The organism is Kluyvera sp. CHPC 1.251 (assembly GCF_036759945.1).
In the GTDB taxonomy this organism is placed as follows: domain Bacteria; phylum Pseudomonadota; class Gammaproteobacteria; order Enterobacterales; family Enterobacteriaceae; genus Kluyvera; species Kluyvera sichuanensis.
On record NZ_JAPKIC010000001.1, the window covers coordinates 831267 to 856919 of the forward strand.

Consider the following 25653-nt stretch of genomic DNA (forward strand, 5'->3'; position numbering starts at 1 on the left):
CAAATAAGGACATTAAATGCCTGTAATTACTCTTCCTGATGGCAGCCAACGCCATTACGACCACGCCGTTAGCCCAATGGATGTTGCTCTGGACATCGGTCCTGGCCTGGCAAAAGCCACCATCGCTGGGCGCGTAAACGGTGAGCTGGTTGACGCTTCCGATCTGATTGAAAACGATTCCACCCTGTCTCTCATCACCGCAAAAGATGAAGACGGTCTGGAAATCATTCGTCACTCCTGTGCCCACCTGCTTGGTCATGCGATCAAACAGCTTTGGCCAAACACTAAAATGGCTATCGGCCCGGTGATTGACAACGGTTTCTATTATGACGTTGATCTTGACCATACGCTGACCCAGGAAGACATCGACGCGCTCGAAAAACGTATGCATGAGCTCGCCGAGAAAAACTACGATGTCATCAAGAAGAAGGTGAGCTGGCATGAAGCCCGCGAAACTTTCGTCAAACGTGGTGAGAACTATAAAGTTTCCATCCTGGATGAAAACATCGCGCATGATGACAAGCCTGGCTTGTATCATCACGAAGAATACGTCGACATGTGCCGTGGTCCGCACGTGCCGAATATGCGTTTCTGTCACTACTTCAAGCTGATGAAAACCGCCGGTGCCTACTGGCGCGGCGACAGCAACAACAAGATGCTGCAGCGTATCTACGGTACTGCATGGACGGACAAAAAAGCCCTCAATGCCTACCTGCAGCGTCTGGAAGAAGCGTCAAAACGCGATCACCGTAAAATCGGTAAGCAGCTCGACCTGTATCATATGCAGGAAGAGGCGCCGGGTATGGTGTTCTGGCATAACGATGGCTGGACTATCTTCCGTGAACTGGAAACTTTCGTTCGCTCCAAGCTGAAAGAGTACCAGTATCAGGAAGTGAAAGGCCCGTTCATGATGGACCGTGTGCTGTGGGAAAAAACCGGCCACTGGGACAACTACAAAGATGCAATGTTCACCACCTCTTCAGAGAACCGTGAATACTGCATCAAGCCAATGAACTGCCCAGGCCACGTTCAGATCTTCAACCAGGGTCTGAAATCCTACCGCGACCTGCCGCTGCGTATGGCGGAGTTCGGTAGCTGCCACCGTAATGAACCGTCAGGCGCACTGCATGGCTTAATGCGTGTACGCGGCTTCACTCAGGATGACGCCCATATCTTCTGTACGGAAGAGCAGGTGCGTGATGAAGTGAACGCATGCATTCGTTTAGTCTATGATATGTACAGCACTTTCGGTTTCGAAAAAATCGTGGTCAAACTTTCAACGCGTCCGGAAAAACGTATCGGTAGCGATGAAATGTGGGACCGTGCTGAAGCGGATCTGGCGGTTGCGCTGGAAGAAAACAACATCCCGTTTGAATATCAACTGGGTGAAGGCGCATTCTACGGTCCGAAAATTGAATTTACCCTGTATGACTGCCTCGATCGTGCATGGCAGTGCGGTACTGTACAGCTGGACTTCTCTCTGCCGTCTCGTCTGAGCGCCTCTTATGTAGGCGAGAACAACGAGCGTCAGGTACCGGTGATGATTCACCGCGCAATTCTGGGGTCTCTGGAACGCTTTATTGGCATCCTGACCGAAGAGTTCGCTGGTTTCTTCCCAACATGGCTTGCTCCCGTGCAGGTTGTGGTGATGAATATCACTGATTCTCAGTCTGAATACGTTAACGAATTGACCCGCAAACTACAAAATGCAGGCATTCGTGTAAAAGCGGACTTGAGAAATGAGAAGATTGGCTTTAAAATCCGCGAGCACACTTTACGTCGTGTCCCTTATATGTTGGTCTGCGGTGACAAAGAGGTGGAAGCTGGCAAAGTTGCCGTTCGCACCCGCCGTGGTAAAGACCTGGGCAGCCTGGACGTAAGTGAAGTGATTGAGAAGCTGCAACAAGAGATTCGCAGCCGCAGTCTTCAACAACTGGAGGAATAAGGTATTAAAGGCGGAAAACGAGTTCAAACGGCACGTCCGAATCGTATCAATGGCGAGATTCGCGCCCTGGAAGTTCGCTTGACAGGTCTGGAAGGCGAAGCTTTGGGTATTGTGAGTCTGAGAGAAGCTATCGAAAAGGCTGAAGAGGCCGGAGTAGATTTAGTTGAAATCAGCCCTAACGCCGAACCGCCAGTTTGTCGTATCATGGACTACGGCAAGTTCCTTTATGAAAAGAGTAAGTCTTCTAAGGAACAGAAGAAGAAGCAAAAAGTTATCCAGGTTAAGGAAATTAAATTCCGTCCTGGGACCGATGATGGCGATTACCAGGTAAAACTCCGCAGCCTGGTTCGCTTTCTCGAAGATGGCGATAAGGCTAAGATCACACTGCGTTTCCGCGGTCGTGAAATGGCCCACCAGCAGATCGGTATGGAAGTGCTTACGCGCGTCCGTGACGATCTGAGTGAACTGGCAGTAGTCGAATCCTTCCCAACGAAGATAGAAGGCCGCCAGATGATCATGGTGCTCGCTCCTAAGAAGAAACAGTAAGGCCTTCAAGTAGCGATGTCGGTGGAGCCTTAGGGCTTCACTGATGTTGTTCGCCTACGTTTCGTTTATTAACAATGCGAAGTGGAAGTTATTAAGATGCCTAAAATTAAGACCGTACGCGGTGCTGCTAAGCGCTTCAAAAAAACCGGTGGTGGTGGATTTAAGCGTAAGCACGCAAACCTGCGTCATATTCTGACCAAAAAATCTACTAAACGTAAACGTCACCTGCGTCCAAAAGGCCTCGTGTCTAAAGGCGATCTGGGTCTGGTTATCGCGTGCCTGCCGTACGCATAAGCCGTTAACGTTTAATTTTTTTTACTAAGAATATAGATACAGGAGAGCTCACATGGCTCGCGTAAAACGTGGTGTAATTGCTCGTGCACGTCACAAAAAAATTCTGAAACAAGCTAAAGGCTACTATGGTGCGCGTTCTCGCGTATACCGCGTTGCCTTCCAGGCTGTTATCAAAGCTGGTCAGTACGCTTACCGTGACCGTCGTCAACGTAAACGTCAGTTCCGTCAGCTGTGGATTGCACGTATCAATGCAGCAGCACGTCAGAACGGTATTTCTTACAGCAAATTCATCAACGGCCTGAAAAAAGCCTCTGTTGAAATCGACCGTAAGATCCTGGCTGACATCGCAGTATTCGACAAAGTAGCGTTCACCGCTCTGGTCGAAAAAGCGAAAGCAGCACTGGCATAAGCCAGTTGGAAGAGGGAGCTAGTCTCCCTCTTTTCATTTTAACCGTATCAATGCATTGACATTTATCAGCGTAGACCTTTCAATAAAGACTCTACGGTTATTACCACACAAGGTAACGCAAGCATGAATGCTGCTATTTTCCGCTTCTTCTTTTACTTTAGCACCTGAACTCAGGAGGCTTGCGCGTGAAAGAAGAAACGAAAAATCAGCGCCAATAAGCCTCCGGATGGAGGCTTTTTTTGTATCTGAATTCGAGATTAAGTCCACCAAACCGGTGTCTGCACCGACATAATGAGGAAAACCATGTCACATCTCGCAGAGCTGGTTGCCAGTGCCAAGGCAGCCATTAACCAGGCTTCAGATGTTGCCGCGTTAGACAATGTCCGCGTCGAATATCTGGGTAAGAAAGGGCACTTGACCCTTCAGATGACCACACTGCGTGAACTGCCGCCAGAAGAGCGTCCAGCAGCGGGTGCCGTTATCAACGAAGCGAAAGAGCAGGTGCAGCAGGCACTGAACGCGCGTAAAGCCGATCTGGAAAACGCCGTACTGAACGCCCGTCTGGCCGCAGAGACCATCGACATCTCCCTGCCGGGGCGTCGTATTGAAAACGGTGGTTTACACCCGGTGACTCGCACCATCGACCGTATTGAAAGTTTCTTCGGTGAGCTCGGCTTTACCGTGGCGACGGGTCCGGAAATTGAAGATGACTATCACAACTTCGATGCGCTGAATATTCCCGCACACCACCCGGCACGCGCTGACCACGACACTTTCTGGTTTGATGCTACCCGTCTGCTGCGTACGCAGACCTCCGGCGTACAGATCCGCACCATGAAGGATCAGGAACCGCCAATCCGTATTATTGCGCCGGGCCGCGTATATCGTAACGACTACGATCAGACGCACACCCCAATGTTCCATCAGATGGAAGGCCTGATTGTTGATAAGAACATCAGCTTCACCAATCTGAAGGGTACGATTCACGACTTCCTGCGTAACTTCTTTGAAGAAGATCTGCAGATTCGTTTCCGTCCGTCCTACTTCCCGTTCACCGAACCTTCCGCTGAAGTGGATGTGATGGGCAAAAACGGTAAATGGCTGGAAGTTCTGGGCTGCGGCATGGTGCACCCGAACGTCCTGCGTAACGTTGGTATCGATCCGGAAGTTTATTCCGGCTTCGCCTTCGGCATGGGCATGGAGCGCCTGACCATGCTGCGTTACGGCGTCACCGACTTACGTGCATTCTTCGAAAACGATCTGCGTTTCCTCAAACAGTTTAAATAAGGGCAGGATAAAACAATGAAATTCAGTGAACTGTGGTTACGCGAATGGGTGAATCCGGCGATTGATAGCGAAGCGCTGTCGGGTCAAATCACGATGGCTGGCCTGGAAGTGGACGGCGTAGAAGCCGTTGCTGGTAGCTTCAACGGCGTGGTTGTCGGTGAAGTGGTTGAGTGCGGTCAGCACCCAAATGCAGACAAACTGCGCGTGACGAAAGTGAACGTAGGCGGAGAACGTCTGCTGGATATCGTCTGCGGCGCGCCAAACTGCCGCCAGGGCCTTAAGGTTGCTGTGGCGACCATCGGTGCCGTACTGCCAGGTGACTTCAAAATTAAAGCCGCTAAGCTGCGCGGTGAGCCGTCTGAAGGGATGCTGTGCTCGTTCTCTGAGCTGGGTATTTCCGACGACCATAGCGGTATTATCGAACTGCCGGCCGATGCGCCGCTGGGTACCGATATCCGTGAATACCTGAAGCTTGATGACAACACCATTGAAATCAGCGTGACCCCGAACCGCGCCGACTGCTTAGGCATTATCGGTGTTGCGCGTGATGTTGCTGTGCTGAACAAGCTGCCGCTGAACGAGCCGGAAATCAACGCCGTTGCCGCTACCGTTGCCGACGTGCTGCCGATTCAGGTCGATGCTGCCGACGCGTGCCCTCGCTACCTGGGCCGCGTGGTTAAAGGCATCAATGTTAAAGCGCCAACCCCGCTGTGGATGAAAGAAAAGCTGCGTCGCTGCGGTATTCGTTCCATCGATGCAGTTGTTGATATCACCAACTACGTCCTGCTTGAACTGGGCCAGCCAATGCATGCGTTCGATAAAGATCGCATTGAAGGTGGCATCGTTGTGCGTATGGCAAAAGAGGGTGAAACCCTGGTTCTGCTCGACGGCACCGAAGCGAAGCTGAACGCCGATACCCTGGTGATTGCCGACCATAACAAAGCGCTGGCGATGGCGGGTATCTTTGGCGGTGAGCACTCCGGTGTGAACGATGAAACGCAAAACGTGCTGCTGGAATCCGCATTCTTCAGCCCACTGTCTATTACCGGCCGTGCTCGCCGCCATGGCCTGCATACCGATGCGTCTCACCGTTACGAGCGCGGCGTTGACCCGGTACTGCAGTACAAAGCGATTGAACGTGCTACCGGCCTGCTCCTCGAGATCTGTGGCGGTGAAGCGGGTCCAATCATCGATGTGACTAACGACGCTACGCTGCCGAAGCGTGCGACCATCACGCTGCGCCGCAGCAAGCTGGATCGCCTGATTGGTCATCATATTGCTGATGAGCTGGTCACCGACATTCTGACCCGTCTGGGCTGCAACGTGACCGTGGGTAACGACGAATGGCAGGCTGTTGCTCCGACCTGGCGCTTCGACATGGAAATTGAAGAAGACCTGATCGAAGAAGTGGCCCGTGTTTATGGCTATAACAGCATCCCGAACGAGCCGGTACAGGCTGGTCTGGTGATGGGCAGCCATAAAGAAGCTAACCTGCCACTGAAGCGTGTGAAAACCATGCTCAACGACAAAGGCTATCAGGAAGTGATTACCTATAGCTTCGTGGATCCGAAAGTCCAGCAGCTGGTTCACCCGGGTGAAGAAGCGCTGATTCTGCCAAACCCGATTTCCAGCGAAATGTCGGCCATGCGTCTGTCCCTGTGGACCGGCCTGCTGTCTACCGTTGTTTATAACCAGAACCGCCAACAGAGCCGCGTACGTATCTTTGAAACCGGTCTGCGTTTTGTGCCGGACACTCAGGCTCCGCTGGGTATTCGTCAGGACGTGATGCTGGGTGGCGTTATCTGCGGTAACCGCTACGATGAGCACTGGAACCTGGCAAAAGAGACTGTTGATTTCTATGATCTGAAGGGCGATCTGGAATCTGTTCTCGACCTGACCGGTAAATTATCTGAAATTCAGTTCAAGGCAGAAGCGAACCCAGCCCTGCATCCTGGCCAGTCTGCGGCGATTTATCTGAAAGGTGAACGCGTTGGTTTCATTGGTGTTATTCACCCGGAACTGGAACGTAAGCTGGATCTGAACGGCCGCACTTTGGTGTTCGAACTGGAGTGGAACAAGCTCGCAGACCGCGTGGTTCCTCAGGCTCGCGACGTTTCACGCTTCCCGGCAAACCGTCGCGACATCGCGGTTGTGGTTGCTGAAAACGTACCTGCAGCAGATATTTTAAACGAATGTAAGAAAGTTGGCGTAAATCAGGTAGTTGGCGTAAACTTATTTGACGTGTACCGTGGTAAGGGTGTTGCGGAAGGCTATAAGAGCCTTGCTATCAGCCTGATCCTACAAGATACCAGCCGTACACTCGAAGAAGAGGAGATTGCCGCTACCGTCGCCAAATGTGTAGAGGCATTAAAAGAGCGATTCCAGGCATCATTGAGGGATTGAACCTATGGCGCTTACAAAAGCTGAAATGTCAGAATATCTGTTTGATAAGCTTGGGCTTAGCAAGCGGGATGCCAAAGAACTGGTTGAGCTGTTTTTCGAAGAGATCCGTCGCGCTCTTGAAAACGGTGAGCAGGTAAAACTCTCCGGTTTTGGTAACTTTGATTTGCGTGACAAAAACCAACGCCCGGGACGTAACCCTAAAACGGGTGAAGATATTCCCATTACAGCCCGGCGTGTGGTGACCTTCAGACCAGGACAGAAGTTAAAAAGCCGGGTCGAAAACGCAACACCCAAAGAAGAGTAATCTGAACTAACTAAAAAGGCCGCGCATGCGGCCTTTTTCTTTTCCTGGTGGCGGAACCACCGTAAAATCAAACGCTTCTCTACGAGCTTACGGATAACTATGCTGGTCTATGCATCCCAACAGCAGCGGCTTCACCGGCGCTGGCTCATCGCACTGTCGTTTCTTCTCCTGTTTATGCTGGTCATCGGCCTGTGCGCCGGTGACCAATGGATTGCACCAGGTGAATGGTTCACGGCAAAAGGGCAGCTCTTTATCTGGCAAATCCGCCTGCCGCGTACGCTGGCTGTTGTGCTGGTGGGGGCCGCGCTGGCGTTGTCCGGTACCGTGATGCAGGCGCTGTTTGAGAACCCGCTGGCTGAGCCGGGTCTACTTGGGGTTTCAAACGGGGCAGGTGTCGGGCTGATTGCCGCGGTGATGCTGGGGCAAGGGTTGCTACCGGCCTGGGGGCCAGGACTGGCAGCTATCGTTGGGGCTCTGACTATCACCACGATTCTTATGCGCTTCGCTCGCCGACATTTATCGACCAGCCGTCTGCTGCTAGCCGGCGTCGCGCTGGGGATTATCTGTAGCGCACTGATGACCTGGGCCGTCTATTTCTCGACCTCGTTCGATCTGCGCCAGCTGATGTACTGGATGATGGGCGGCTTTGGCGGCGTTGACTGGCAGCAGCTCTGGCTGATGGGGGCGCTGGTTCCGGTCATCATCTGGCTTTGTTGGCAATCGCAGCCGCTAAACCTGCTGGCGCTGGGTGAAACCTCCGCGCGCCAGCTTGGGGTGCCCATTGCACTGTGGCGCAAGCTGCTGGTGATGGCAACCGGCTGGCTGGTGGGGGTGAGTGTGGCATTGGCAGGCGCTATCGGCTTTATCGGGCTGGTGGTGCCGCATATGCTGCGTCTGTGCGGCCTGACCGACCACCGGGTGCTGCTGCCAGCCAGCGCACTGGCTGGGGCCAGCACGCTGCTGTTTGCTGATATTGTGGCGAGGTTGGCGCTGTCTGCCGCTGAGTTGCCGATTGGCGTCGTCACGGCCACCCTGGGCGCACCGGTGTTTATCTGGCTGCTACTTAAATCGGGTAAATACTGAATCAACATCCTGACTAAAAAGCCTTGGTGTCTCGCCCGCGTCTCTGGCTATTATTAAAGGCCGGGCGATAAGACCCTAAACACGCTGAAAAGAGGATGCTATGCAAACCAATGTTCTGAATACCCCCGTGACCACCATTGATGGTGAAAAAACCACCCTGGAAGGCTATAAGGGCAAGGTACTGTTGATCGTAAACGTGGCCTCGAAATGTGGCCTGACGCCGCAGTATGAGCAGCTGGAAGCGCTGCAGGAGTCTTTGCAGGGGGAAGGCTTTACCGTGCTGGGCTTCCCATGTAATCAATTTCTGGGCCAGGAACCGGGCAGCGAAGAAGAGATCAAAACTTTCTGCAGCACCACTTACGGCGTGACCTTCCCGCTGTTTAGCAAAGTGGAGGTGAATGGCGAGCAGCGTCATCCGCTCTATAGCCTGCTGACGCGTGCTGCACCAGACGCCATTACGCCGGAAGGCAGCGGTTTCTACGAGCGTATGGCGAGCAAAGGCCGTGCACCCGCTCAGCCGGGCGATATTCTGTGGAACTTTGAGAAGTTCTTAATTGGTCGCGATGGTGAGGTGATTAACCGTTTTTCTCCTGATATGACGCCTGACGATCCTATTCTGACCTCAGCCATTAAGCAGGCTCTCGCGCAGTCATGATGCCCTTGATGCAGCTTCAGAACGTCATTGAAAACGGCAGGCTCCAGGGTATTACCGCCGACGTTAAGCGCGGTGAAATGGTGCATCTGGTGGGGCCAAACGGTGCCGGGAAAAGCACGTTGCTGACGAGAATGGCCGGACTTAGCCGGGGAAAAGGGGTGATAACGCTCAACGGTCAGTCATTGGATGACTGGTCTGCCGCCCAACTGGCACGTCATCGTGCCTATCTTTCCCAACACCAGTCTGCACCGTTCGCTATGCCGGTCTGGCAGTTTCTGATGCTGCATCAATCTACGACTCAGGACGCTTCCTTGTCTGCTTACGTGGCAAAGGCGCTGGGGCTAAGCAATAAGCTTGGCCGTAACGTCAGTCAACTCTCTGGCGGAGAGTGGCAGCGCGTACGGCTGGCGGCAGTGATTTTACAGATCCATCCCGCAGCCAACCCGGACGGTCAGCTATTGCTACTGGATGAACCGATGAACAGCCTCGATGTTGCCCAGCAGGCGTCGCTGGATAAGCTGCTGGTGGAGCTGTGTGCTGCGGGTGTAGCCGTGGTAATGAGCAGCCACGATCTTAACTACACCCTGCGTCATGCTGGCCGCACATGGTTATTATGTGAAGGGCGAATGATTGCCAGCGGCGATACTGAAAGCGTATTGCAGGCCGATTATTTAGCCGCCGCTTATAATATGACTTTTCAGAAACTGGAAATGGCTGGTCATCAAATGCTCATTTATGACAATGACGGCGAAAATTAATCCATACTCTTCTTGCCGCTATAGGCATTGCTTGCCAGCCGATCGTGAATCGATATAATTTGGTAGCTGATTAAAAAAACAGAGGATGCGCTGGATATGCGTTTCTGGACTCTTTTTCTTGTGGCATTCATTTTAGCAGGGTGTAGCAGCCACCGTGCGCCGCCGCCGAATCCCCGACTTTCGGACTCTATTGCCGTGATTGCTGGTCTAAATGATCAGTTGCAAAACTGGCACGGTACGCCTTATCGCTATGGTGGTATGACCCGCCGTGGCGTGGATTGCTCAGCGTTTGTGCTGATGACCTTCCGCGATAAGTTTGAAATGCAGTTGCCGAGAGAAACGCGGCAGCAGGCGAAGATTGGTACCGAGATAGACAAAGGCGATCTGTTACCTGGTGACCTGGTCTTTTTCAAAACCGGGGCTGGCGAAAGCGGGCTGCACGTTGGTATTTACGATACCGATAACCAGTTTATTCATGCTTCGACCAGCCAGGGCGTGACGCGGTCCTCGCTGGATAACGTCTACTGGCGAAAAAATTTCTGGCAAGCCAGACGAATTTAATCAAAAAGAAAAGGAGGCGAAATGCCTCCTTTTCTTTTAATAGATTGTGAAATTTATAATAAGTAGCGTGCTATTTTCTTAATTTTGTTAGGCAAGATCATAGAACTTAAGGTTGATTGTGTTATTCCATTACTTTCGATTACAATCATTACGATCCAGTGACGGATTGATGAAATAAAAAGGAACCGATGAAAGGAATAGACACCGTCTCCATCACCGCAGGTTTTTTGCTTTGTGACGTCAGGAACCCGGACATGGCTTTAAGTGAAGGGCAGTCGCAATGATTGTATCGCTGGATAATACATATACTTCTCAGTTGTATTTTCTTCCCGCCCGAAATAGCGAGGGACAACTTGTTGGTCTGAAAGTGGTGTGTCAGTTTACTGGCCTTAATAACCACGTCCGAATTCCCACGAGTCTGGTGTTACCCCGTCTTACTCAACAACAAGAAATAACGTTGTTTCAGGAAAAGCTGGCCTTGCTGACCACCTGTCAGCTGTTCTTTATGCAGCATAATTTAACGGCATGGATAATGATCCCGCCGGGCGTGGTTGAGGCACTACTCAGCGACGATGAACTAGCCGCCAGCGTTCAGCGTTTACCTTTTCTTGAGCTGGCCGTTAGTGAGCAGTATCCAGGTCTGAATGATATTGATGAAAACCATCCGCTCACCCGCTTGAGCCAACGTTTTCCGCTCGCACTCAGCGACTTTGGCGCAGGAAATGCCTCCACGAAGGCCGTTTTTGCCGGGCTATTCAAACGCATCGTGCTGGATAAGAGCTTTGTGCAGCGTCAGCTAAAATCACTCTCTTTTGAGCCGTTTATGCGTGCCATCGTGAGTCAGATTCAGCCTTACTGTCAGGGGATTATGGTATCAGGTATTGATGATGAAAATATCCGCCAGCGCGTTATTCCTTATGGATTTAGCGCGATGCTCGGTACGCTGTGGCCGGTGGTATCGGAATCTTCATTAATAACATTAGTGCAACAATAACCCTGCGTTTCCTCGGGTGTTTAACGTACCGTAACCCAATACACTACGGGCAGGAGGAACCATGAACCTGTCATTTAACACTTGCTGGCGCGATGAGCTGCCGGGATTTTACAGTGCGCTACAGCCGACGCCGTTAACCAATGCTCGTCTCATCTGGCATAACGCGCCGCTGGCGCACGAACTCGCTGTTCCTGACTCGCTGTTTGCCCCTGAACATGGGGCCGGAGTCTGGGGCGGTGAAACGCTCTTGTCGGGTATGTCGCCGCTGGCGCAAGTCTACAGCGGACACCAGTTTGGCGTCTGGGCCGGTCAGCTAGGCGACGGTCGCGGGATCCTGCTCGGTGAGCAACAGCTGGAAAACGGTAAAACGGTTGACTGGCACCTGAAAGGCGCCGGGCTGACGCCTTATTCGCGAATGGGCGATGGGCGAGCAGTATTACGCTCCACGCTGCGGGAGAGTCTGGCCTCTGAAGCGATGCACTACCTGGGCATTCCTGGTACTCGCGCGCTGGCGATTGTTACCAGCGACACACCGGTTTATCGTGAAACCGTAGAGTCTGGCGCGATGCTAATGCGTATCGCCGAAAGTCATATTCGTTTTGGTCACTTCGAACATTTCTACTATCGCCGGGAGATGGATCGCGTTCGTCAGCTGGCGGAATACACCGTTCGTCACCACTGGCCGCATTTGCAGGACGAGCCGGACTGCTATGGTCTGTGGTTCCAGGACGTGGTCGCCCGTACTGCCCGCATGATTGCCCGCTGGCAAACGGTCGGCTTCGCCCATGGGGTGATGAATACCGACAATATGTCGATTCTCGGCCTGACGCTGGACTACGGGCCGTTCGGCTTCCTTGATGATTATCAGCCGGGGTATATCTGTAACCACTCGGATCACCAGGGACGCTACCGCTTTGATAATCAACCCGCGGTTGGTTTGTGGAACCTGCAGTGCCTGGCACAGGCGTTGTCGCCGCTCATTGACGTGGATACGCTCAACGCGGCGCTGGATAGCTATCAGTCGGTGCTATTCCGGGAGTACGGTCAGCGGATGCGTCAGAAGCTTGGACTCTTCAGCGAAGAAAGCGGCGACAATGACCTGCTAAACGGGTTGTACGCGCTGATGGAACGTGAGGGCAGTGACTACACGCGAACCTTCCGTATGCTGAGCGAAACCGAACAGCAGAGCGCTGCTTCACCGCTGCGCGATGAGTTTATCGACCGTGCAGCCTTTGACTCGTGGTTTACGCAGTATCGCACGCGTTTGCTGCAGGAGCAGGTTGATGATGCCCAGCGCCAACGGTCGATGAAGCAGGCGAATCCTACCGTTGTCCTGCGTAACTGGCTGGCGCAGCGTGCCATTGAACAGGCCGAAAAGGGCGATTATCAGGAGTTGCACCGTTTGCATGAAGCGCTTCGCGATCCGTGGAGCGACCGTGAAGATGACTATAGCCGCCGTCCGCCGGACTGGGGCAAACGACTGGAAGTGAGCTGCTCAAGTTAATCAATATGCTGCGCTGCTGGTGGCGCAGCTATTTCGTCAAAATGAGTTTTCCCGCCTGAGTCTGGCGCAGTAAATATTGCTGTTCACCGTGTTCGATGATGATCCGACCTTCCTGACCTAATAGCGCAAGGCTATCAATCCGACGATCGGTGGGGAGAGGACGAGGGGTGTTATCCTTTTGCGGTTCCACTGCTGCGCACGTATCCATTAGCGACATTTTTCATAATGAAAATCAATGTAACAATGATAACCATTATCAGTAATCGTTATATTAACCGCAAGCGTTATTTATCATTTTGTGTGATAAGGGATTTATTGCCCGCTGTAAAACAGCGGGCGGGGGATACTACAGACGGGTGGCGACGGCCGCAGCCAGTTTTTCCAGCAGCAGTTCGGTATCTTCCCAGCTCAGGCAAGGGTCGGTGATCGACTGGCCGTAGGTCAGCGGCTGGTCGGCAATGATTTTCTGCGTGCCTTCACGCAGGAAGCTTTCGGCCATGATCCCGGCAATCGCTGAGGAGCCGTTGCGGATCTGCTGGCAGATGTCATCGCACACTTCCAACTGACGGCGGTGCTGTTTCTGACAGTTACCGTGGCTGAAATCGACAACCAGATGCTCCGGCAGGTCGAATTCATGCAGCGTATCGCAGGCTGCGGCAATATCGTCGGCGTGGTAGTTCGGCTTTTTGCCACCGCGCATGATGATATGCCCGTACGGGTTGCCGCTGGTCTGGTAAATGGTCATCTGGCCATTTTTGTCCGGCGACAGGAACATGTGGCTGGCGCGTGAAGCGCGAATGGCGTCCACTGCGATCCGCGTGTTGCCGTCGGTGCCGTTTTTAAAGCCTACCGGGCAGGAGAGCGCAGAGGCCATCTCGCGGTGGATCTGGCTTTCCGTGGTACGAGCACCAATAGCGCCCCAACTGATGAGATCGGCGATAAACTGACCGGTCACCATATCGAGGAATTCGGTTGCCGTCGGCACGCCGAGGGTGTTCACCTGCAGCAGTAATTTGCGCGCTTGCTCAATGCCGTGATTCACGCGGTAGCTGCCGTTTAGATCCGGATCGGAGATCAGTCCTTTCCAGCCAACCACGGTGCGCGGTTTTTCAAAATAGGTGCGCATCACGATTTCGAGTTCGCCCTGATGTTTTTCACGCAGCACCTGTAAACGGCGAGCGTAATCCATTGCAGCATCGAGGTCGTGAATGGAACAAGGGCCGACAATCGCCAGCAGACGGCGATCTTCGCCGTTGAGGATTTTTTCAATGCGACGGCGTGAAGCGGTAACGTGCGCAGCAACGTCCGCTGATACAGGGTGGCGCTGAGCAAGTTCAGCAGGCGTAATCAAGCTCTCAATGCGAGCGGTACGCAGTTCATCGGTCTTATTCATGGATATCTCAGAAATTTGTTGCTTCGCCAGTCAATATGCTGGGAAGTGATGCACATCACGATAAACCAATCCCCGCTAAATTCAAGGGTGGCGCGTAATGTGCGCTCAATCACACTGCTATGATAAACAAATTCGATGCATTGTACTAGTGTATTAGTACATTCTGCGGCTTAATCCCATGATGTCCATGATTTTAGTAGCAATTTCTTCAACCGAATAGTTGGTGCTGTTCAGCCACGGGATCTGATGCCTGCGGTACAGTGCCTCAACCTCGGCGACTTCCATTCGGCACTGACGCATTGACGCATAGCGGCTATTTTCCCGACGCTCTTCGCGGATGGCTGCCAGGCGTTCCGGGTTAATGGTCAGCCCGAAGAGTTTATGCTGCAGCGGCTTGAGCGACGCGGGCAGCACGAGGTTATCCATATCATCGGCAATAAACGGGTAGTTGGCGGCGCGAATACCAAACTGCATCGCCAGGTATAGGCTGGTAGGGGTTTTTCCACAGCGCGATACGCCCAGCAGAATAACCTGTGCCTGGTCGAGATTGCGCAGCGAGATGCCGTCGTCGTGCGCCAGCGTGTAATCAATGGCGGCAATACGGGCGTCGTACTTGGTCAGGTTACCAGGCGTTAAGCCATGGGTGCGGTGGGCGATAGGCGTCGGGTCAAGCTTAAGCTCTTCCTGCAATGGGGCCACCAGCGCCTGAACGATGTCCTGACAAAACCCTTCACATTGCAGAATAATATGACGAATTTCGGGAATAACGATGGAATAGAAGACCAGTGGGCGAATGCCGGTTTGCTGATAGATAGCGTCAATCTGCTCTTTTACCGCCCTGGCGCGACTCTCGCTTTCGATAAACGGCAGGGTGATGCTGTTAATCGCCACCGGAAACTGTGACATCACCGCGTGGCCGAGGACTTCCGCCGTGATGGCGGTACCATCAGAAATATAAAACACCTGCCTGTCGACTGCGTTATCCATATTGCTTGACTCCCATTAATTGCCTGAAAGGGTAAATTAAATTTAAACACAAGCCTGAGGTATTTGTCTTAAATTTAAAAATGAAACGGTATTTTTATTTTTAATGAAATGGTCGTTTCAATTTCCAAAAGCTACCAATAGACCGCTGGTTGCTGTGCCTTTTCAGCTGAATCAGTAGGTTATGAATAACCTGGAATCAATCCGAAAAAGTAAAAAAATAATTTGCTTACACGATTCACCGTTTTTTTCAGCCGTTTAAATATGCGAGGATAATTTAAGTAGTCAGTCGTTACTTATCACTGCTTCTTTAATCAAAAAAGGATTGTTCGATGTCCAACAATGGCTCGTCACCGCTGGTGCTTTGGTACAACCAACTCGGCATGAATGATGTAGACAGAGTTGGAGGCAAAAATGCCTCCTTGGGTGAAATGATTACGAATCTGTCCGGAATGGGAGTTTCTGTCCCTAACGGATTTGCCACCACTGCCGATGCGTTTAATCAGTTTCTCGACCAGAGCGGCGTGAACCAGCAGATCTATCAACTGTTGGATAACACCGATATTGACGATGTTACCGCCCTGGCGAAAGCCGGCGCGCAGATCCGCCAGTGGATCATCGACACACCTTTCCAGAGCGAACTGGAACAGGCTATTCATGAAGCCTACAACCAACTGGCTGCCGATAATGCCAATGCCTCTTTCGCCGTGCGCTCTTCTGCCACCGCTGAAGATATGCCAGATGCGTCATTCGCTGGTCAGCAGGAAACCTTCCTCAACGTCCAGGGTTATGAAGCCGTGCTGGTGGCGGTGAAACACGTGTTTGCTTCGCTGTTCAACGACCGTGCCATTTCCTACCGCGTTCACCAGGGTTACGACCACCGCGGCGTCGCGCTCTCTGCTGGCGTCCAGTTGATGGTACGTTCTGACCTCGCATCTTCCGGCGTAATGTTCTCTATCGATACCGAATCTGGCTTCGACCAGGTGGTGTTCATCACCTCCGCGTGGGGCTTAGGTGAGATGGTCGTACAGGGCGCGGTCAACCCGGATGAATTCTACGTCCACAAACCGACGCTGGCTGCAGGCCGCCCGGCAATTGTGCGCCGTACCATGGGGTCGAAAAAGATCCGTATGGTTTACGCGCCAACGCAGGAGCACGGTAAGCAGGTACGTATTGAAGATGTGCCGCAGCAGCAGGGTGACATCTTCTCACTGACCAACGATGAAGTGCAGGAACTGGCGAAGCAGGCCGTACAGATCGAAAAACACTACGGCCGTCCAATGGACATCGAGTGGGCAAAAGACGGTCACACCGGCAAACTGTTTATCGTTCAGGCTCGCCCGGAAACCGTGCGTTCCCGTGGCCAGGTGATGGAACGTTACACGCTGCACTCCCAGGGGCGCATTGTCTCTGAAGGCCGTGCCATCGGTCACCGCATCGGTGCTGGTCCGGTTAAAGTCATTCACGATATCAGCGAAATGAACCGTATCCAGCCTGGCGATGTGCTGGTTACCGACATGACCGACCCGGATTGGGAACCGATCATGAAAAAAGCGGCAGCGATTGTGACTAACCGCGGCGGCCGTACCTGTCACGCGGCGATCATCGCCCGTGAACTGGGTATTCCAGCGGTGGTGGGCTGCGGTGACGCCACCGAGCGCATGACGGATGACGAGAAAGTTACCGTCTCCTGCGCCGAAGGCGACACCGGCTACGTCTACGCCGACCTGCTGGACTTCAGCGTGAAAAGCTCTAGCGTCGATACCATGCCGGATCTGCCGCTGAAGATTATGATGAACGTCGGTAACCCTGACCGTGCGTTCGACTTTGCCTGCCTGCCGAACGAGGGCGTCGGTCTTGCGCGCCTCGAGTTCATCATCAACCGTATGATCGGCGTGCACCCACGTGCGCTGCTGGAGTTTGATGACCAGGAGCCTAAGCTGCAAAACGAAATCCGCGAGATGATGAAAGGCTTCGACTCGCCGAAAGAGTTTTACGTTGGCCGTCTGACCGAAGGGATCGCGACGCTGGGTGCGGCATTCTACCCGAAACGCGTTATCGTCCGTCTCTCTGACTTTAAATCGAACGAATACGCCAACCTGGTGGGTGGCGAGCGCTACGAGCCGGAAGAAGAGAACCCGATGCTGGGCTTCCGTGGCGCCGGTCGCTACGTTTCCGATAGCTTCCGCGACTGCTTCGCGCTGGAGTGCGATGCGGTGAAGCGCGTGCGTAACGACATGGGGCTCACTAACGTTGAGATCATGGTGCCGTTCGTGCGTACCGTGGAACAGGCGAAAGCGGTGGTGGACGAACTGGCGCGTCAGGGGCTGAAGCGCGGCGAAAACGGGCTCAAAATCATCATGATGTGTGAGATCCCGTCTAACGCCCTGTTGGCGGACCAGTTCCTTGAGCACTTTGACGGCTTCTCTATCGGTTCAAACGACATGACGCAGCTGGCGCTGGGTCTTGACCGTGACTCCGGCGTTGTCTCTGCGCTGTTCGACGAACGCAACGACGCGGTGAAAGCGCTGCTGTCGATGGCGATTCGCGCTGCGAAGAAGCAGGGTAAATACGTCGGTATTTGCGGTCAGGGTCCTTCTGACCACGAAGACTTTGCCGCCTGGCTGATGGAAGAGGGGATCGACAGCCTGTCGCTGAACCCGGACACCGTCGTGCAGACCTGGCTGAGCCTGGCTGAACTGAAAAAGTAACGCTATCACGTACTAAAATCCCGGGCATCGTCCCGGGATTTTTTTGCCTATAGGGTTGCGGCGGATCACACTCCGGGAAGAAAACCAAAAATCATAAATCTGCTGGCAATTTCTACAATTGTTCCCCACGCATCACTTCTGAATACTGATTCGCAAATGTTAACACCGTGTGCTTACCCCTCATCATTCACCAATGATTTCGGGTACTTATCAGCGACTCAGGAGAACGGCTATGACCCCGATTTATAAAGACCCTCAGCGCCCGATTCAGGAACGCGTGGCAGACTTACTGGCGCGCATGACCCCCGAAGAAAAATATGCCCAGATGCATGCCTGGTGGCTGGTGCTATCGGAAGACGGCAATCACCGTGAAAGAACGGATATGAGCGATGAGTTTGCTGGCGTCAGCGAGCAGACGTCGCTACATGAGCGTTTAAAACTTGGCGTCGGGCAAATCACCCGCCCGCTGGGTACCCATATTGTGGATGCCAAAACTGGCGTTCGGGCAGCTAACCGCCTGCAAAAAATGATGATGGAAGAGACTCGGCTTGGCATTCCCGCGCTGTTCCACGAAGAGTGTCTGGTTGGGCTGCTGTGCAAAGATGCGACGCTGTTCCCATCCTCGCTGAACTATGGCTCAACCTGGGATGCGGAACTGGTTAAGCGTGCCGCCCAGCAAATAGGCGAAGAAGCGCGCTCTACCGGCTGCAAACAAGGGCTCGCCCCGGTGCTGGATGTCTCCCGCGATGTTCGTTGGGGGCGCACGGAAGAGACCTTCGGCGAAGACCCGTGGCTGGTGGGGGTGATGGCCTGTGCTTATGTGAAGGGTCTACAGGGTGAAAAGCGAGACGTGCTGGCGACACTGAAGCACTACGTTGGTCACTCGTTTAGCGAAGGGGCGCGTAACCATGCGCCGGTACATCTGGGCTTTCGTGAACTGAACGATACCTTCCTGCTACCGTTTGAAATGGCGGTGAAGCAAGCCAATGCTGGTTCGGTGATGCCGGCCTATCACGATATTGATAATCAGCCGGGCCACAGCGACAGTTTCCTGCTGACTACCGTACTGCGTGAGCGCTGGGGCTTTGATGGCATCGTGGTGGCAGACTACGGCGGTGTGAGCCTGCTGCATCAGCATCACGGCGTTGCGCAGGATGCGGCTGCGTCGGCGGCGCTGGCGTTTAACGCCGGGCTGGATGTCGAACTGCCAAAAGACGACTGCGCGCGTCATCTGGCGGAGGCGGTCGCTCGCGGGTTGATGACGCCGGAGAAAATCGATGAAATTGTGGCGCGTACTCTGACCGAGAAGTTCCGTCTCGGCCTGTTTGAGCATCCGTATACCGATGAAAATGCCATTTCGCTGCAGTCCGATGCCACCCGGCAGGTCGCACGCGAAGTCGCTACACGTTCCATGACGTTGCTGGAAAATCGTCAGGCGCTACCGCTGACCGGAAAACCGAAGCTCGCGGTAGTGGGCCCGACGGCGGATGATCCGCTGGCGCTGTTAAGCGGCTACAGTTTCCCGGTGCATCTGATCATCAGCGACATGATGGAGAAAACCTCGCAGGTCACTACGCCGCTGGCGGCGCTGCGCCATTATCTGGGGGATGACCACGTCCGCTATGCCAAAGGCTGCCATATCATTGAACAGCGCATGGCCGGCGCGCCGGTCTTCCCTGGTGATAGCTCTGGTAAACCGATGCAGTCTTCGCCGGTCTCACATGACCTGAGCCTGATCCCGCAGGCAGTGCTCGCGGCGCAGGAGAGCGATGTGGTGGTGGCCTGCGTGGGGGATCTGGCCGGGCTATTCCAGAGTGGTACCGTCGGGGAGGGTTCCGATACCGATAGCCTGAACCTGCCGGGTGTGCAGCAACAGTTGCTGCAGGCGCTGGTGGATACCGGTAAACCGGTGATTGTGGTGATGACCGGCGGTCGGCCTTACAACCTTCAGGGGCTGGAGTCCAAAGTGGCGGCTCTTATGCTGGCCTGGGCACCGGGTCAGGAAGGCGGCTGGGCGATTGCAGATGTCTTAACCGGTCGTGCCGAACCGCAAGGGCGTCTGGTGGTTAGCGTACCGAAAAGCGCTGGGGCAATGCCGTTCTACTATAACCACAAGCTGAAAAGTGGCGGCACGCCGTTTGCCTTCCACTTCGGCGCGCTGTACCCGTTTGGCTATGGTAAAGGCTGGGGAGAATTTAGCTACGGTACGCCTCAATTACTCCAAAACCAGGTGGCTATCGACGGTGAAATTACCCTTAGCGTCACGGTTAAAAATAGTGGTGAGCACAGCGGCAGCGAAGTGATTCAGCTATACGTGCGGGATAAGGTTGCCTCAATGGTGCGTCCATTGCAGGAGTTAAAAGCCTTCCAGCGTGTGACGTTGTCACCGAATGAACAAGCCACGCTTATCTTCACCGTGCCGGTCGATATGCTGAACTTCACCAGCTACGAAGGCCAGCGCATCGTCGAGCCCGGTGAGTTCGAACTGCAGGTGGGCAGCTCGTGTGCGCAGATTCATGGGCGAGCAACGGTACAGGTGATGGGGGAAACTCGCGCTCTGCCAACTGACTGGCGCATGATGAGCTGCTGCGAAGTGCGTTAATTTCCCCTTATTCCCGGAGACAGTGTAGGGCGCTGACTCCGGGATTTTGCCAGATGACAGACAAAAAAAAGCCCAACGTGGGAGTTGGGCAAAGACTACACACAGCAATTCGGTGTTTCTCTCAGGGGATATATAAATCAAGGGGTTGATCTAGTACCTTGGAACTTATACTAGGCCATGCCCGGTTTTAGCGTCGATCAGATTCGTCTCAATAGTTAAAGAAATGTGAATAATTTCCGTAGCATGTCGCAGAAAGCGAACAAAAGACGCTGGGCAAGGCGGGGGAACGGTGAATTTTGCTTAAGTAAAAGGCGGGTTGTCCCGCCTTTTTTATCTTACGGTTTCGGATAGTTATTCTGCTCAAGCTCGGCCAGCTCTTCCAGAACCTGATCCGGGTCTCGTGACGGCGGCGGCACTTCGTGCAGCCAGGCATCAAACAGACGCCAGGAGACGGCCAGCAGCACCGGGCCAATGAACAGGCCAATCATGCCGAATGCGACCAGGCCGCCGATAACGCCGGAGAGGATCAAAATCATTGGCAGGTCAGCGCCCATACGGATAAGCATCGGGCGAATCACGTTATCCATCGTCCCGACCACACAGCTCCATACCAGCAGCACCGTGCCCCAGGTCGTGTCACCCGTCCAGTAGAGCCAGATAATGCACGGAACCAACACGATCAACGGCCCTAACTGCACCAGGCAGGAGAAGATCATCACCACGGTCAGCAGCGTGGCATACGGCACGCCAGAGATGCCGAGACCGATGCCACCGAGCACCGCCTGCGTCAGCGCGGTGACGACCACGCCCAGCGCCACGGCGCGAATCGCCTGGCCTGCCAGCAATACCGCCGCATCGCCGCGTTTCGCCGCCAGACGGGTTGCGAAGTAGCGCATACCAAACGCCACCTTTTCACCTTGCCAGTACAGCAGGGCGCTGAACAGCAGCATCAGGGTGCTGTGCATCAGGAATCGTCCGACGTGCGCAGCCTGACCGACAAACCAGGTGGTTGTGGTGCCGATATACGGGCGAACCTTTGCCATCAGCGCGCTGCCGCCCATATCCAGCAGGCTGTGCCAGCCGCTGTAGAGTTTGGCGCCAACAAAAGGAACGCTGTTCAGCCATGCCAAATCGGGCAGGCTCAGCGTACCACTGGTAATGGCGTGCACCAGCGGTGTGGATCCATCAACCAGGCTGTTAACCAGCAGCGCGATGGGGATAACGAACAGTAAAAAAAGCAGCAACGTCATGACCAGTACGGCCAAAGAACGGCGGCCAAAAAGTTTGCGCTGGAACCAGAGCAGGACCGGCCAGGTGGCAATAACGATAGTCGATGCCCAGGCGAAGCCCAGAATAAACGGCTGAACTATCCATAAACAGGCGATGATCATCAGTGCCAAAAACAGCACGGATAGCAGTATTTGTGGAATATCACGAGGCCGAGGATTCGTGTTCATAAATGAGTTTTACCTTCAGTTGCTTGTCAGCGTGTTGACGTAGCGTAAATCCGTTCATTGATAATAATATCAATAAATTCCCGGCGCTGATTCTGCGACAAAATCTACCGGGCGTATAAGAAAAAAATGTGATAAAAGAATAACTGCACGACGCAAACGATTAATTACTCTCTACACATCATCCTTGCCATTTGTTGCCTCGCGTAAACCGGCAAGATTTTGTGCGTACAACACAACATTCAGAAAGGGTCACAAGTAATGATCCCACAGATTTCCCAGGCACCTGGCGTAGTTCAGCTGGTGCTGAATTATTTGCAAGCACTGGAGCAACAAGGCTTTACCGGCGACACCGCCACCCGCTACGCCGACAGGCTGACGATGGCGACCGATAACAGTATCTACCAGCTTCTTCCCGACGCGGTGATCTTCCCGCGTTCGACCGCAGACGTTGCGCTTCTGGCCCGGTTGGCGGCAGAAGAGCGCTTCCAGTCCCTGATTTTCACCCCGCGCGGCGGCGGTACTGGCACCAACGGCCAGGCGCTGAATCAGGGCATCATTATTGACATGTCTCGTTACATGAACCGCATCATTGAGATCAACCCGGAAGAGGGTTGGGTGCGCGTTGAAGCGGGCGTCATTAAAGATCAGCTTAACCAGTATTTAAAACCTCATGGTTATTTTTTCGCCCCTGAGCTGTCGACCAGTAACCGCGCGACGCTGGGAGGGATGATTAATACCGATGCCTCCGGGCAGGGGTCGCTGGTGTATGGTAAAACGTCTGACCACGTTCTTGGCGTACGCGCCGTGCTGTTGGGCGGCGATATTCTCGATACCCAGCCGGTGCCGGTGGCGCTGGCCGAAACGCTGGCGAAAGAACAGTCGACAGCGGGGCGTATCTACCGAACCGTTTATGAACGCTGTCGGGAAAACCGTCAGCTGATTATCGACAAATTCCCGAAACTGAACCGCTTCCTCACGGGCTACGACCTGCGCCACGTCTTTAATGACGAGATGACCGAGTTTGACCTGACGCGCGTGTTGACGGGTTCAGAAGGCACACTGGCCTTTATCACTGAAGCGCGGCTGGATATCACACCGCTGCCGAAGGTGCGCCGGCTGGTGAATATAAAATATGACTCCTTTGATTCTGCGCTGCGTAACGCGCCGTTTATGGTTGAAGCGCGCGCGCTGTCCGTCGAAACGGTGGACTCAAAGGTGCTAAACCTGGCGCGGGAAGATATCGTCTGGCACTCGGTGAATGAACTGATTACCGACGTGTCGGACAAAGAGATGTTGGGGCTGAATATCGTCGAGTTTGCGGGTGACGACGATGTGCTGATTGAAGGTCAGGTGTCAGCGCTGTGCCAGCGGTTGGACGAGCTGATTGCCCAGCAGGAAGGGGGCGTTATTGGCTGGCAGCGCTGCAATGAGCTGGACGGCATCGAGCGTATTTACGCGATGCGTAAAAAAGCGGTCGGCCTGCTCGGCAACGCCAAAGGGGCCGCCAAGCCGATTCCGTTTGCAGAAGATACCTGTGTGCCGCCGGAACATCTGGCGGACTATATTGTTGAATTCCGCGCGCTGCTCGATAGCCACGGCCTGAGCTACGGCATGTTTGGCCACGTCGACGCTGGCGTGCTGCACGTGCGTCCGGCGCTGGATATGTGCGACCCGCAGCAGGAGATCTTAATGAAACAGATCTCCGACGATGTGGTCGCGCTGACCGCGAAGTACGGTGGCCTGCTATGGGGCGAGCACGGTAAAGGCTTCCGCGCCGAGTACAGCCCAGCGTTCTTCGGCGAACAGCTTTACGGCGAGCTGCGCAAAGTAAAAGCCGCTTTTGATCCGGATAACCGCCTGAACCCAGGGAAAATCTGCCCGCCGGAAGGGGTGGATGCACCTATGATGAAGGTGGATGCGGTAAAACGCGGCACCTACGATCGCCAAATCCCAGTGACCGTTCGCTCGGCATGGCGTGGGGCGATGGAGTGCAACGGCAACGGCCTGTGCTTCAACTTTGACGCCAAAAGCCCGATGTGTCCGTCGATGAAAATCACCAACAACCGTATGCATTCGCCGAAAGGCCGTGCGACGCTGGTGCGTGAATGGCTGCGATTGCTGGCGGATCGTGGCGTAGACCCGCTGCTGCTGGAAAAAGAGCTGCCGGAGAAACGCGCAAGCCTGCGCTCGATGATCGAACGGACGCGCAATAGCTGGCATGCCCGCAAAGGGGAATACGATTTCTCGCATGAAGTGAAAGAGGCAATGTCCGGCTGTCTGGCCTGTAAAGCCTGCTCTACTCAGTGCCCGATTAAAATTGATGTACCGGAGTTTCGCTCCCGCTTCCTGCAGCTCTACCATACCCGCTACCTGCGCCCGGTGCGCGATCACCTGGTGGCAACGGTCGAAAGCTACGCGCCGCTGATGGCGCGCGCGCCGAAAACCTTCAACTTCTTTATGAGCCAGCCGCTGGTACGCAAGCTGTCGGAAAAGCATATTGGCATGATCGATCTGCCGCTGCTTTCGGTACCGTCGCTGCAAAAACAGATGGTGACCCACCGTTCGGCAAACATGACGCTTGAACAACTGGAGTCGCTGGCGCCGGAGCAAAAAGCGCAGACTGTGCTGGTGGTGCAAGATCCCTTCACCAGCTACTACGATGCGCAGGTGGTCGCGGACTTTGTGCGTCTGGTTGAGAAACTGGGCTTCCAGCCAGTGCTGCTGCCGTTCTCGCCGAACGGCAAGGCACAGCATATTAAAGGCTTCGTCAGCCGCTTTACGAAGACGGCGCAAAAAACCGCTGATTACCTCAACCGTGTGGCGGAATTGGATATGCCGATGGTCGGGGTCGACCCAGCGCTGGTGCTTTGCTATCGCGATGAGTACAAGCAGGTGCTTGGCGACAAGCGCGGTGACTTCAACGTCATGCTGGTGCACGAATGGCTACCGCAGGTGCTTGAGCGCAAAGAAAATGCGCTGCCGTCCGGTGAACCCTGGTATCTGTTTGGTCACTGCACCGAGGTGACGGCGCTGCCAACCGCGCCTAAGCAGTGGGCTTCAATCTTCGCCCATTTCGGTGCGAAGCTTGAGAACGTCAGCGTAGGCTGCTGCGGTATGGCTGGAACCTATGGACATGAAGTTAAAAACCATGCCAATTCGCTAGGCATTTATGAGCTTTCCTGGCATCAGGCGATGCAAAAGCTCCCACGTAATCGCTGTCTGGCGACCGGCTACTCTTGCCGAAGCCAGGTGAAACGTGTGGAAGGTAACGGAGTGCGCCATCCGCTGCAGGCGCTGCTGGAGATGATGGGATGATCTGGAAACGACAAACAACGCTCGAAGCCCTCAATGCAATGGGTGAAGGCAATATGGTGGGGCTGCTGGATATTCAGTTTGACCATATCGATGACGATTCGATCGCGGCGACGATGCCGGTGGATCACCGTACGCACCAGCCGTTTGGGCTGCTGCACGGCGGTGCCTCAGTGGTGCTGGCGGAGACGCTGGGTTCGGTGGCGGGATATCTGTGCACCGAAGGGGAAGACCGGGTGGTGGGGCTGGAAGTTAACGCCAACCATATTCGCTCTGCCCGCAGCGGGCGCGTACGCGGCGTGTGCAAAGCGCTGCACGCCGGTCGTCGTCATCAGGTGTGGCAGATAGAGATTTTTGATGAGCAGGGGCGTTTATGCTGTTCGTCGCGCTTAACCACCGCCGTCGTCTAGTTTAACCGGCCAGTATGGTTTCCCATTCCGGGAAGCCATAC

At 54.2% G+C, this 25653-nt stretch carries 22 protein-coding genes, 1 other RNA gene and 1 other annotated feature; of the genes, 18 read left to right on the forward strand and 5 right to left on the reverse strand.

The genetic code is table 11. The features are described from left to right. Positions 1 to 16: 16 nt before the first annotated feature. The 14 genes from thrS to selO all read left to right on the forward strand — a co-directional run bounded on the left by thrS (position 17) and on the right by selO (position 12743). Complete coding sequence (thrS, locus tag V6940_RS03730) at positions 17 to 1945, forward strand: threonine--tRNA ligase (protein ID WP_333494871.1); 1929 nt, start codon at positions 17 to 19, stop codon at positions 1943 to 1945. 3 nt (positions 1946 to 1948) lie between these two features. Beyond that, positions 1949 to 2491: a translation initiation factor IF-3 gene (infC, locus tag V6940_RS03735; protein ID WP_071828920.1), complete on the forward strand. Its 543-nt coding sequence runs from the start codon at positions 1949 to 1951 to the stop codon at positions 2489 to 2491. Positions 2492 to 2587: 96 nt separating this feature from the next. Next, positions 2588 to 2785: a 50S ribosomal protein L35 gene (gene rpmI / locus V6940_RS03740; protein WP_003030583.1), complete on the forward strand. Its 198-nt coding sequence runs from the start codon at positions 2588 to 2590 to the stop codon at positions 2783 to 2785. A gap of 52 nt (positions 2786 to 2837) precedes the next feature. Beyond that, positions 2838 to 3194 (forward strand): 50S ribosomal protein L20, encoded by a 357-nt coding sequence (gene rplT / locus V6940_RS03745; RefSeq protein ID WP_000124850.1) that lies wholly within the window; start codon positions 2838 to 2840, stop codon positions 3192 to 3194. 118 nt (positions 3195 to 3312) lie between these two features. Next, positions 3313 to 3437 (forward strand) — a sequence feature (Phe leader region). Then, positions 3318 to 3362 carry a pheST operon leader peptide PheM gene (pheM, locus tag V6940_RS03750; protein WP_001386830.1) on the forward strand — a complete coding sequence of 15 codons (45 nt, stop codon included), beginning with the start codon at positions 3318 to 3320 and terminating at the stop codon, positions 3360 to 3362. It overlaps the preceding feature by 45 nt. A gap of 60 nt (positions 3438 to 3497) precedes the next feature. Further along, positions 3498 to 4481: a phenylalanine--tRNA ligase subunit alpha gene (gene pheS / locus V6940_RS03755; RefSeq protein WP_035896277.1), complete on the forward strand. Its 984-nt coding sequence runs from the start codon at positions 3498 to 3500 to the stop codon at positions 4479 to 4481. 15 nt (positions 4482 to 4496) lie between these two features. Next, complete coding sequence (pheT, locus tag V6940_RS03760; RefSeq protein ID WP_333494872.1) at positions 4497 to 6884, forward strand: phenylalanine--tRNA ligase subunit beta; 2388 nt, start codon at positions 4497 to 4499, stop codon at positions 6882 to 6884. Positions 6885 to 6888: 4 nt separating this feature from the next. Beyond that, positions 6889 to 7188: an integration host factor subunit alpha gene (gene ihfA, locus V6940_RS03765; protein ID WP_003030571.1), complete on the forward strand. Its 300-nt coding sequence runs from the start codon at positions 6889 to 6891 to the stop codon at positions 7186 to 7188. Positions 7189 to 7287: 99 nt separating this feature from the next. Continuing rightward, complete coding sequence (gene btuC / locus V6940_RS03770; protein ID WP_333494873.1) at positions 7288 to 8271, forward strand: vitamin B12 ABC transporter permease BtuC; 984 nt, start codon at positions 7288 to 7290, stop codon at positions 8269 to 8271. A 100-nt stretch (positions 8272 to 8371) separates the two neighbouring features. Then, on the forward strand, positions 8372 to 8926 hold the full coding sequence (locus V6940_RS03775; protein ID WP_333494874.1) for a glutathione peroxidase: 555 nt from the start codon (positions 8372 to 8374) through the stop codon (positions 8924 to 8926). Continuing rightward, positions 8923 to 9684, forward strand: coding sequence for a vitamin B12 ABC transporter ATP-binding protein BtuD (gene btuD, locus V6940_RS03780; RefSeq protein WP_333494875.1), 762 nt, complete (start codon positions 8923 to 8925; stop codon positions 9682 to 9684). Before V6940_RS03775 ends, btuD begins: the two co-directional genes overlap by 4 nt. A gap of 96 nt (positions 9685 to 9780) precedes the next feature. Further along, positions 9781 to 10245, forward strand: a complete 465-nt coding sequence (locus V6940_RS03785) for an NlpC/P60 family protein (protein WP_185668630.1) — start codon at positions 9781 to 9783, stop codon at positions 10243 to 10245. A gap of 280 nt (positions 10246 to 10525) precedes the next feature. Next, positions 10526 to 11239, forward strand: a complete 714-nt coding sequence (locus V6940_RS03790; protein WP_333494876.1) for an EAL domain-containing protein — start codon at positions 10526 to 10528, stop codon at positions 11237 to 11239. Positions 11240 to 11300: 61 nt separating this feature from the next. Beyond that, entirely contained in the window at positions 11301 to 12743 is a 1443-nt protein-coding gene (gene selO, locus V6940_RS03795; protein WP_333494877.1) for a protein adenylyltransferase SelO, read from the forward strand. 28 nt (positions 12744 to 12771) lie between these two features. Here the strand turns inward: selO and hemP are convergent, their stop codons facing one another. The 3 genes from hemP to ppsR all read right to left on the reverse strand — a co-directional run bounded on the left by hemP (position 12772) and on the right by ppsR (position 15123). Further along, a complete protein-coding gene (hemP, locus tag V6940_RS03800; protein WP_333494878.1) occupies positions 12772 to 12951 on the reverse strand; it encodes a hemin uptake protein HemP in 180 nt (59 codons plus the stop codon). Positions 12952 to 13089: 138 nt separating this feature from the next. Further along, entirely contained in the window at positions 13090 to 14136 is a 1047-nt protein-coding gene (gene aroH / locus V6940_RS03805; RefSeq protein WP_333010382.1) for a 3-deoxy-7-phosphoheptulonate synthase AroH, read from the reverse strand. A gap of 153 nt (positions 14137 to 14289) precedes the next feature. Continuing rightward, the gene (ppsR, locus tag V6940_RS03810; protein WP_333494879.1) at positions 14290 to 15123 is read right to left on the reverse strand and encodes a posphoenolpyruvate synthetase regulatory kinase/phosphorylase PpsR; all 834 of its coding nucleotides are present in this window, start codon (positions 15121 to 15123) and stop codon (positions 14290 to 14292) included. A 329-nt stretch (positions 15124 to 15452) separates the two neighbouring features. On the opposite strand from ppsR, the gene ppsA reads away from it, so the two are divergent. Both ppsA and V6940_RS03820 read left to right on the forward strand, forming a co-directional pair. Further along, positions 15453 to 17831 (forward strand): phosphoenolpyruvate synthase, encoded by a 2379-nt coding sequence (ppsA, locus tag V6940_RS03815; protein ID WP_333494880.1) that lies wholly within the window; start codon positions 15453 to 15455, stop codon positions 17829 to 17831. Between the two features lie 232 nt (positions 17832 to 18063). Next, positions 18064 to 20433 carry a glycoside hydrolase family 3 N-terminal domain-containing protein gene (locus tag V6940_RS03820; RefSeq protein ID WP_333494881.1) on the forward strand — a complete coding sequence of 790 codons (2370 nt, stop codon included), beginning with the start codon at positions 18064 to 18066 and terminating at the stop codon, positions 20431 to 20433. A gap of 60 nt (positions 20434 to 20493) precedes the next feature. Here the strand turns inward: V6940_RS03820 and rprA are convergent. Continuing rightward, positions 20494 to 20593: antisense sRNA RprA (gene rprA, locus V6940_RS03825), an RNA gene on the reverse strand. 175 nt (positions 20594 to 20768) lie between these two features. After that, positions 20769 to 21890: an AI-2E family transporter YdiK gene (gene ydiK, locus V6940_RS03830; protein ID WP_333494882.1), complete on the reverse strand. Its 1122-nt coding sequence runs from the start codon at positions 21888 to 21890 to the stop codon at positions 20769 to 20771. Between the two features lie 258 nt (positions 21891 to 22148). Between ydiK and ydiJ the strand changes: the two genes are divergently transcribed. Beyond that, positions 22149 to 25205, forward strand: a complete 3057-nt coding sequence (gene ydiJ / locus V6940_RS03835; protein WP_333494883.1) for a D-2-hydroxyglutarate dehydrogenase YdiJ — start codon at positions 22149 to 22151, stop codon at positions 25203 to 25205. Beyond that, on the forward strand, positions 25202 to 25612 hold the full coding sequence (menI, locus tag V6940_RS03840; RefSeq protein ID WP_333494884.1) for a 1,4-dihydroxy-2-naphthoyl-CoA hydrolase: 411 nt from the start codon (positions 25202 to 25204) through the stop codon (positions 25610 to 25612). The genes ydiJ and menI overlap by 4 nt, the downstream gene beginning before the upstream one ends. Positions 25613 to 25653: the final 41 nt, after the last annotated feature.

Coding starts and splice junctions, on each gene's coding strand:
- thrS (WP_333494871.1), top strand. CDS start 17: ATGCCTGTAATTACTCTTCCTGATGGCAGCCAACGCCATTACGACCAC.
- rpmI (WP_003030583.1), top strand. CDS start 2,588: ATGCCTAAAATTAAGACCGTACGCGGTGCTGCTAAGCGCTTCAAAAAA.
- rplT (WP_000124850.1), top strand. CDS start 2,838: ATGGCTCGCGTAAAACGTGGTGTAATTGCTCGTGCACGTCACAAAAAA.
- pheS (WP_035896277.1), top strand. CDS start 3,498: ATGTCACATCTCGCAGAGCTGGTTGCCAGTGCCAAGGCAGCCATTAAC.
- pheT (WP_333494872.1), top strand. CDS start 4,497: ATGAAATTCAGTGAACTGTGGTTACGCGAATGGGTGAATCCGGCGATT.
- ihfA (WP_003030571.1), top strand. CDS start 6,889: ATGGCGCTTACAAAAGCTGAAATGTCAGAATATCTGTTTGATAAGCTT.
- btuC (WP_333494873.1), top strand. CDS start 7,288: ATGCTGGTCTATGCATCCCAACAGCAGCGGCTTCACCGGCGCTGGCTC.
- V6940_RS03775 (WP_333494874.1), top strand. CDS start 8,372: ATGCAAACCAATGTTCTGAATACCCCCGTGACCACCATTGATGGTGAA.
- btuD (WP_333494875.1), top strand. CDS start 8,923: ATGATGCCCTTGATGCAGCTTCAGAACGTCATTGAAAACGGCAGGCTC.
- V6940_RS03785 (WP_185668630.1), top strand. CDS start 9,781: ATGCGTTTCTGGACTCTTTTTCTTGTGGCATTCATTTTAGCAGGGTGT.
- V6940_RS03790 (WP_333494876.1), top strand. CDS start 10,526: ATGATTGTATCGCTGGATAATACATATACTTCTCAGTTGTATTTTCTT.
- selO (WP_333494877.1), top strand. CDS start 11,301: ATGAACCTGTCATTTAACACTTGCTGGCGCGATGAGCTGCCGGGATTT.
- hemP (WP_333494878.1), bottom strand. CDS start 12,951: ATGGATACGTGCGCAGCAGTGGAACCGCAAAAGGATAACACCCCTCGT.
- aroH (WP_333010382.1), bottom strand. CDS start 14,136: ATGAATAAGACCGATGAACTGCGTACCGCTCGCATTGAGAGCTTGATT.
- ppsR (WP_333494879.1), bottom strand. CDS start 15,123: ATGGATAACGCAGTCGACAGGCAGGTGTTTTATATTTCTGATGGTACC.
- ppsA (WP_333494880.1), top strand. CDS start 15,453: ATGTCCAACAATGGCTCGTCACCGCTGGTGCTTTGGTACAACCAACTC.
- V6940_RS03820 (WP_333494881.1), top strand. CDS start 18,064: ATGACCCCGATTTATAAAGACCCTCAGCGCCCGATTCAGGAACGCGTG.
- ydiK (WP_333494882.1), bottom strand. CDS start 21,890: ATGAACACGAATCCTCGGCCTCGTGATATTCCACAAATACTGCTATCC.
- ydiJ (WP_333494883.1), top strand. CDS start 22,149: ATGATCCCACAGATTTCCCAGGCACCTGGCGTAGTTCAGCTGGTGCTG.
- menI (WP_333494884.1), top strand. CDS start 25,202: ATGATCTGGAAACGACAAACAACGCTCGAAGCCCTCAATGCAATGGGT.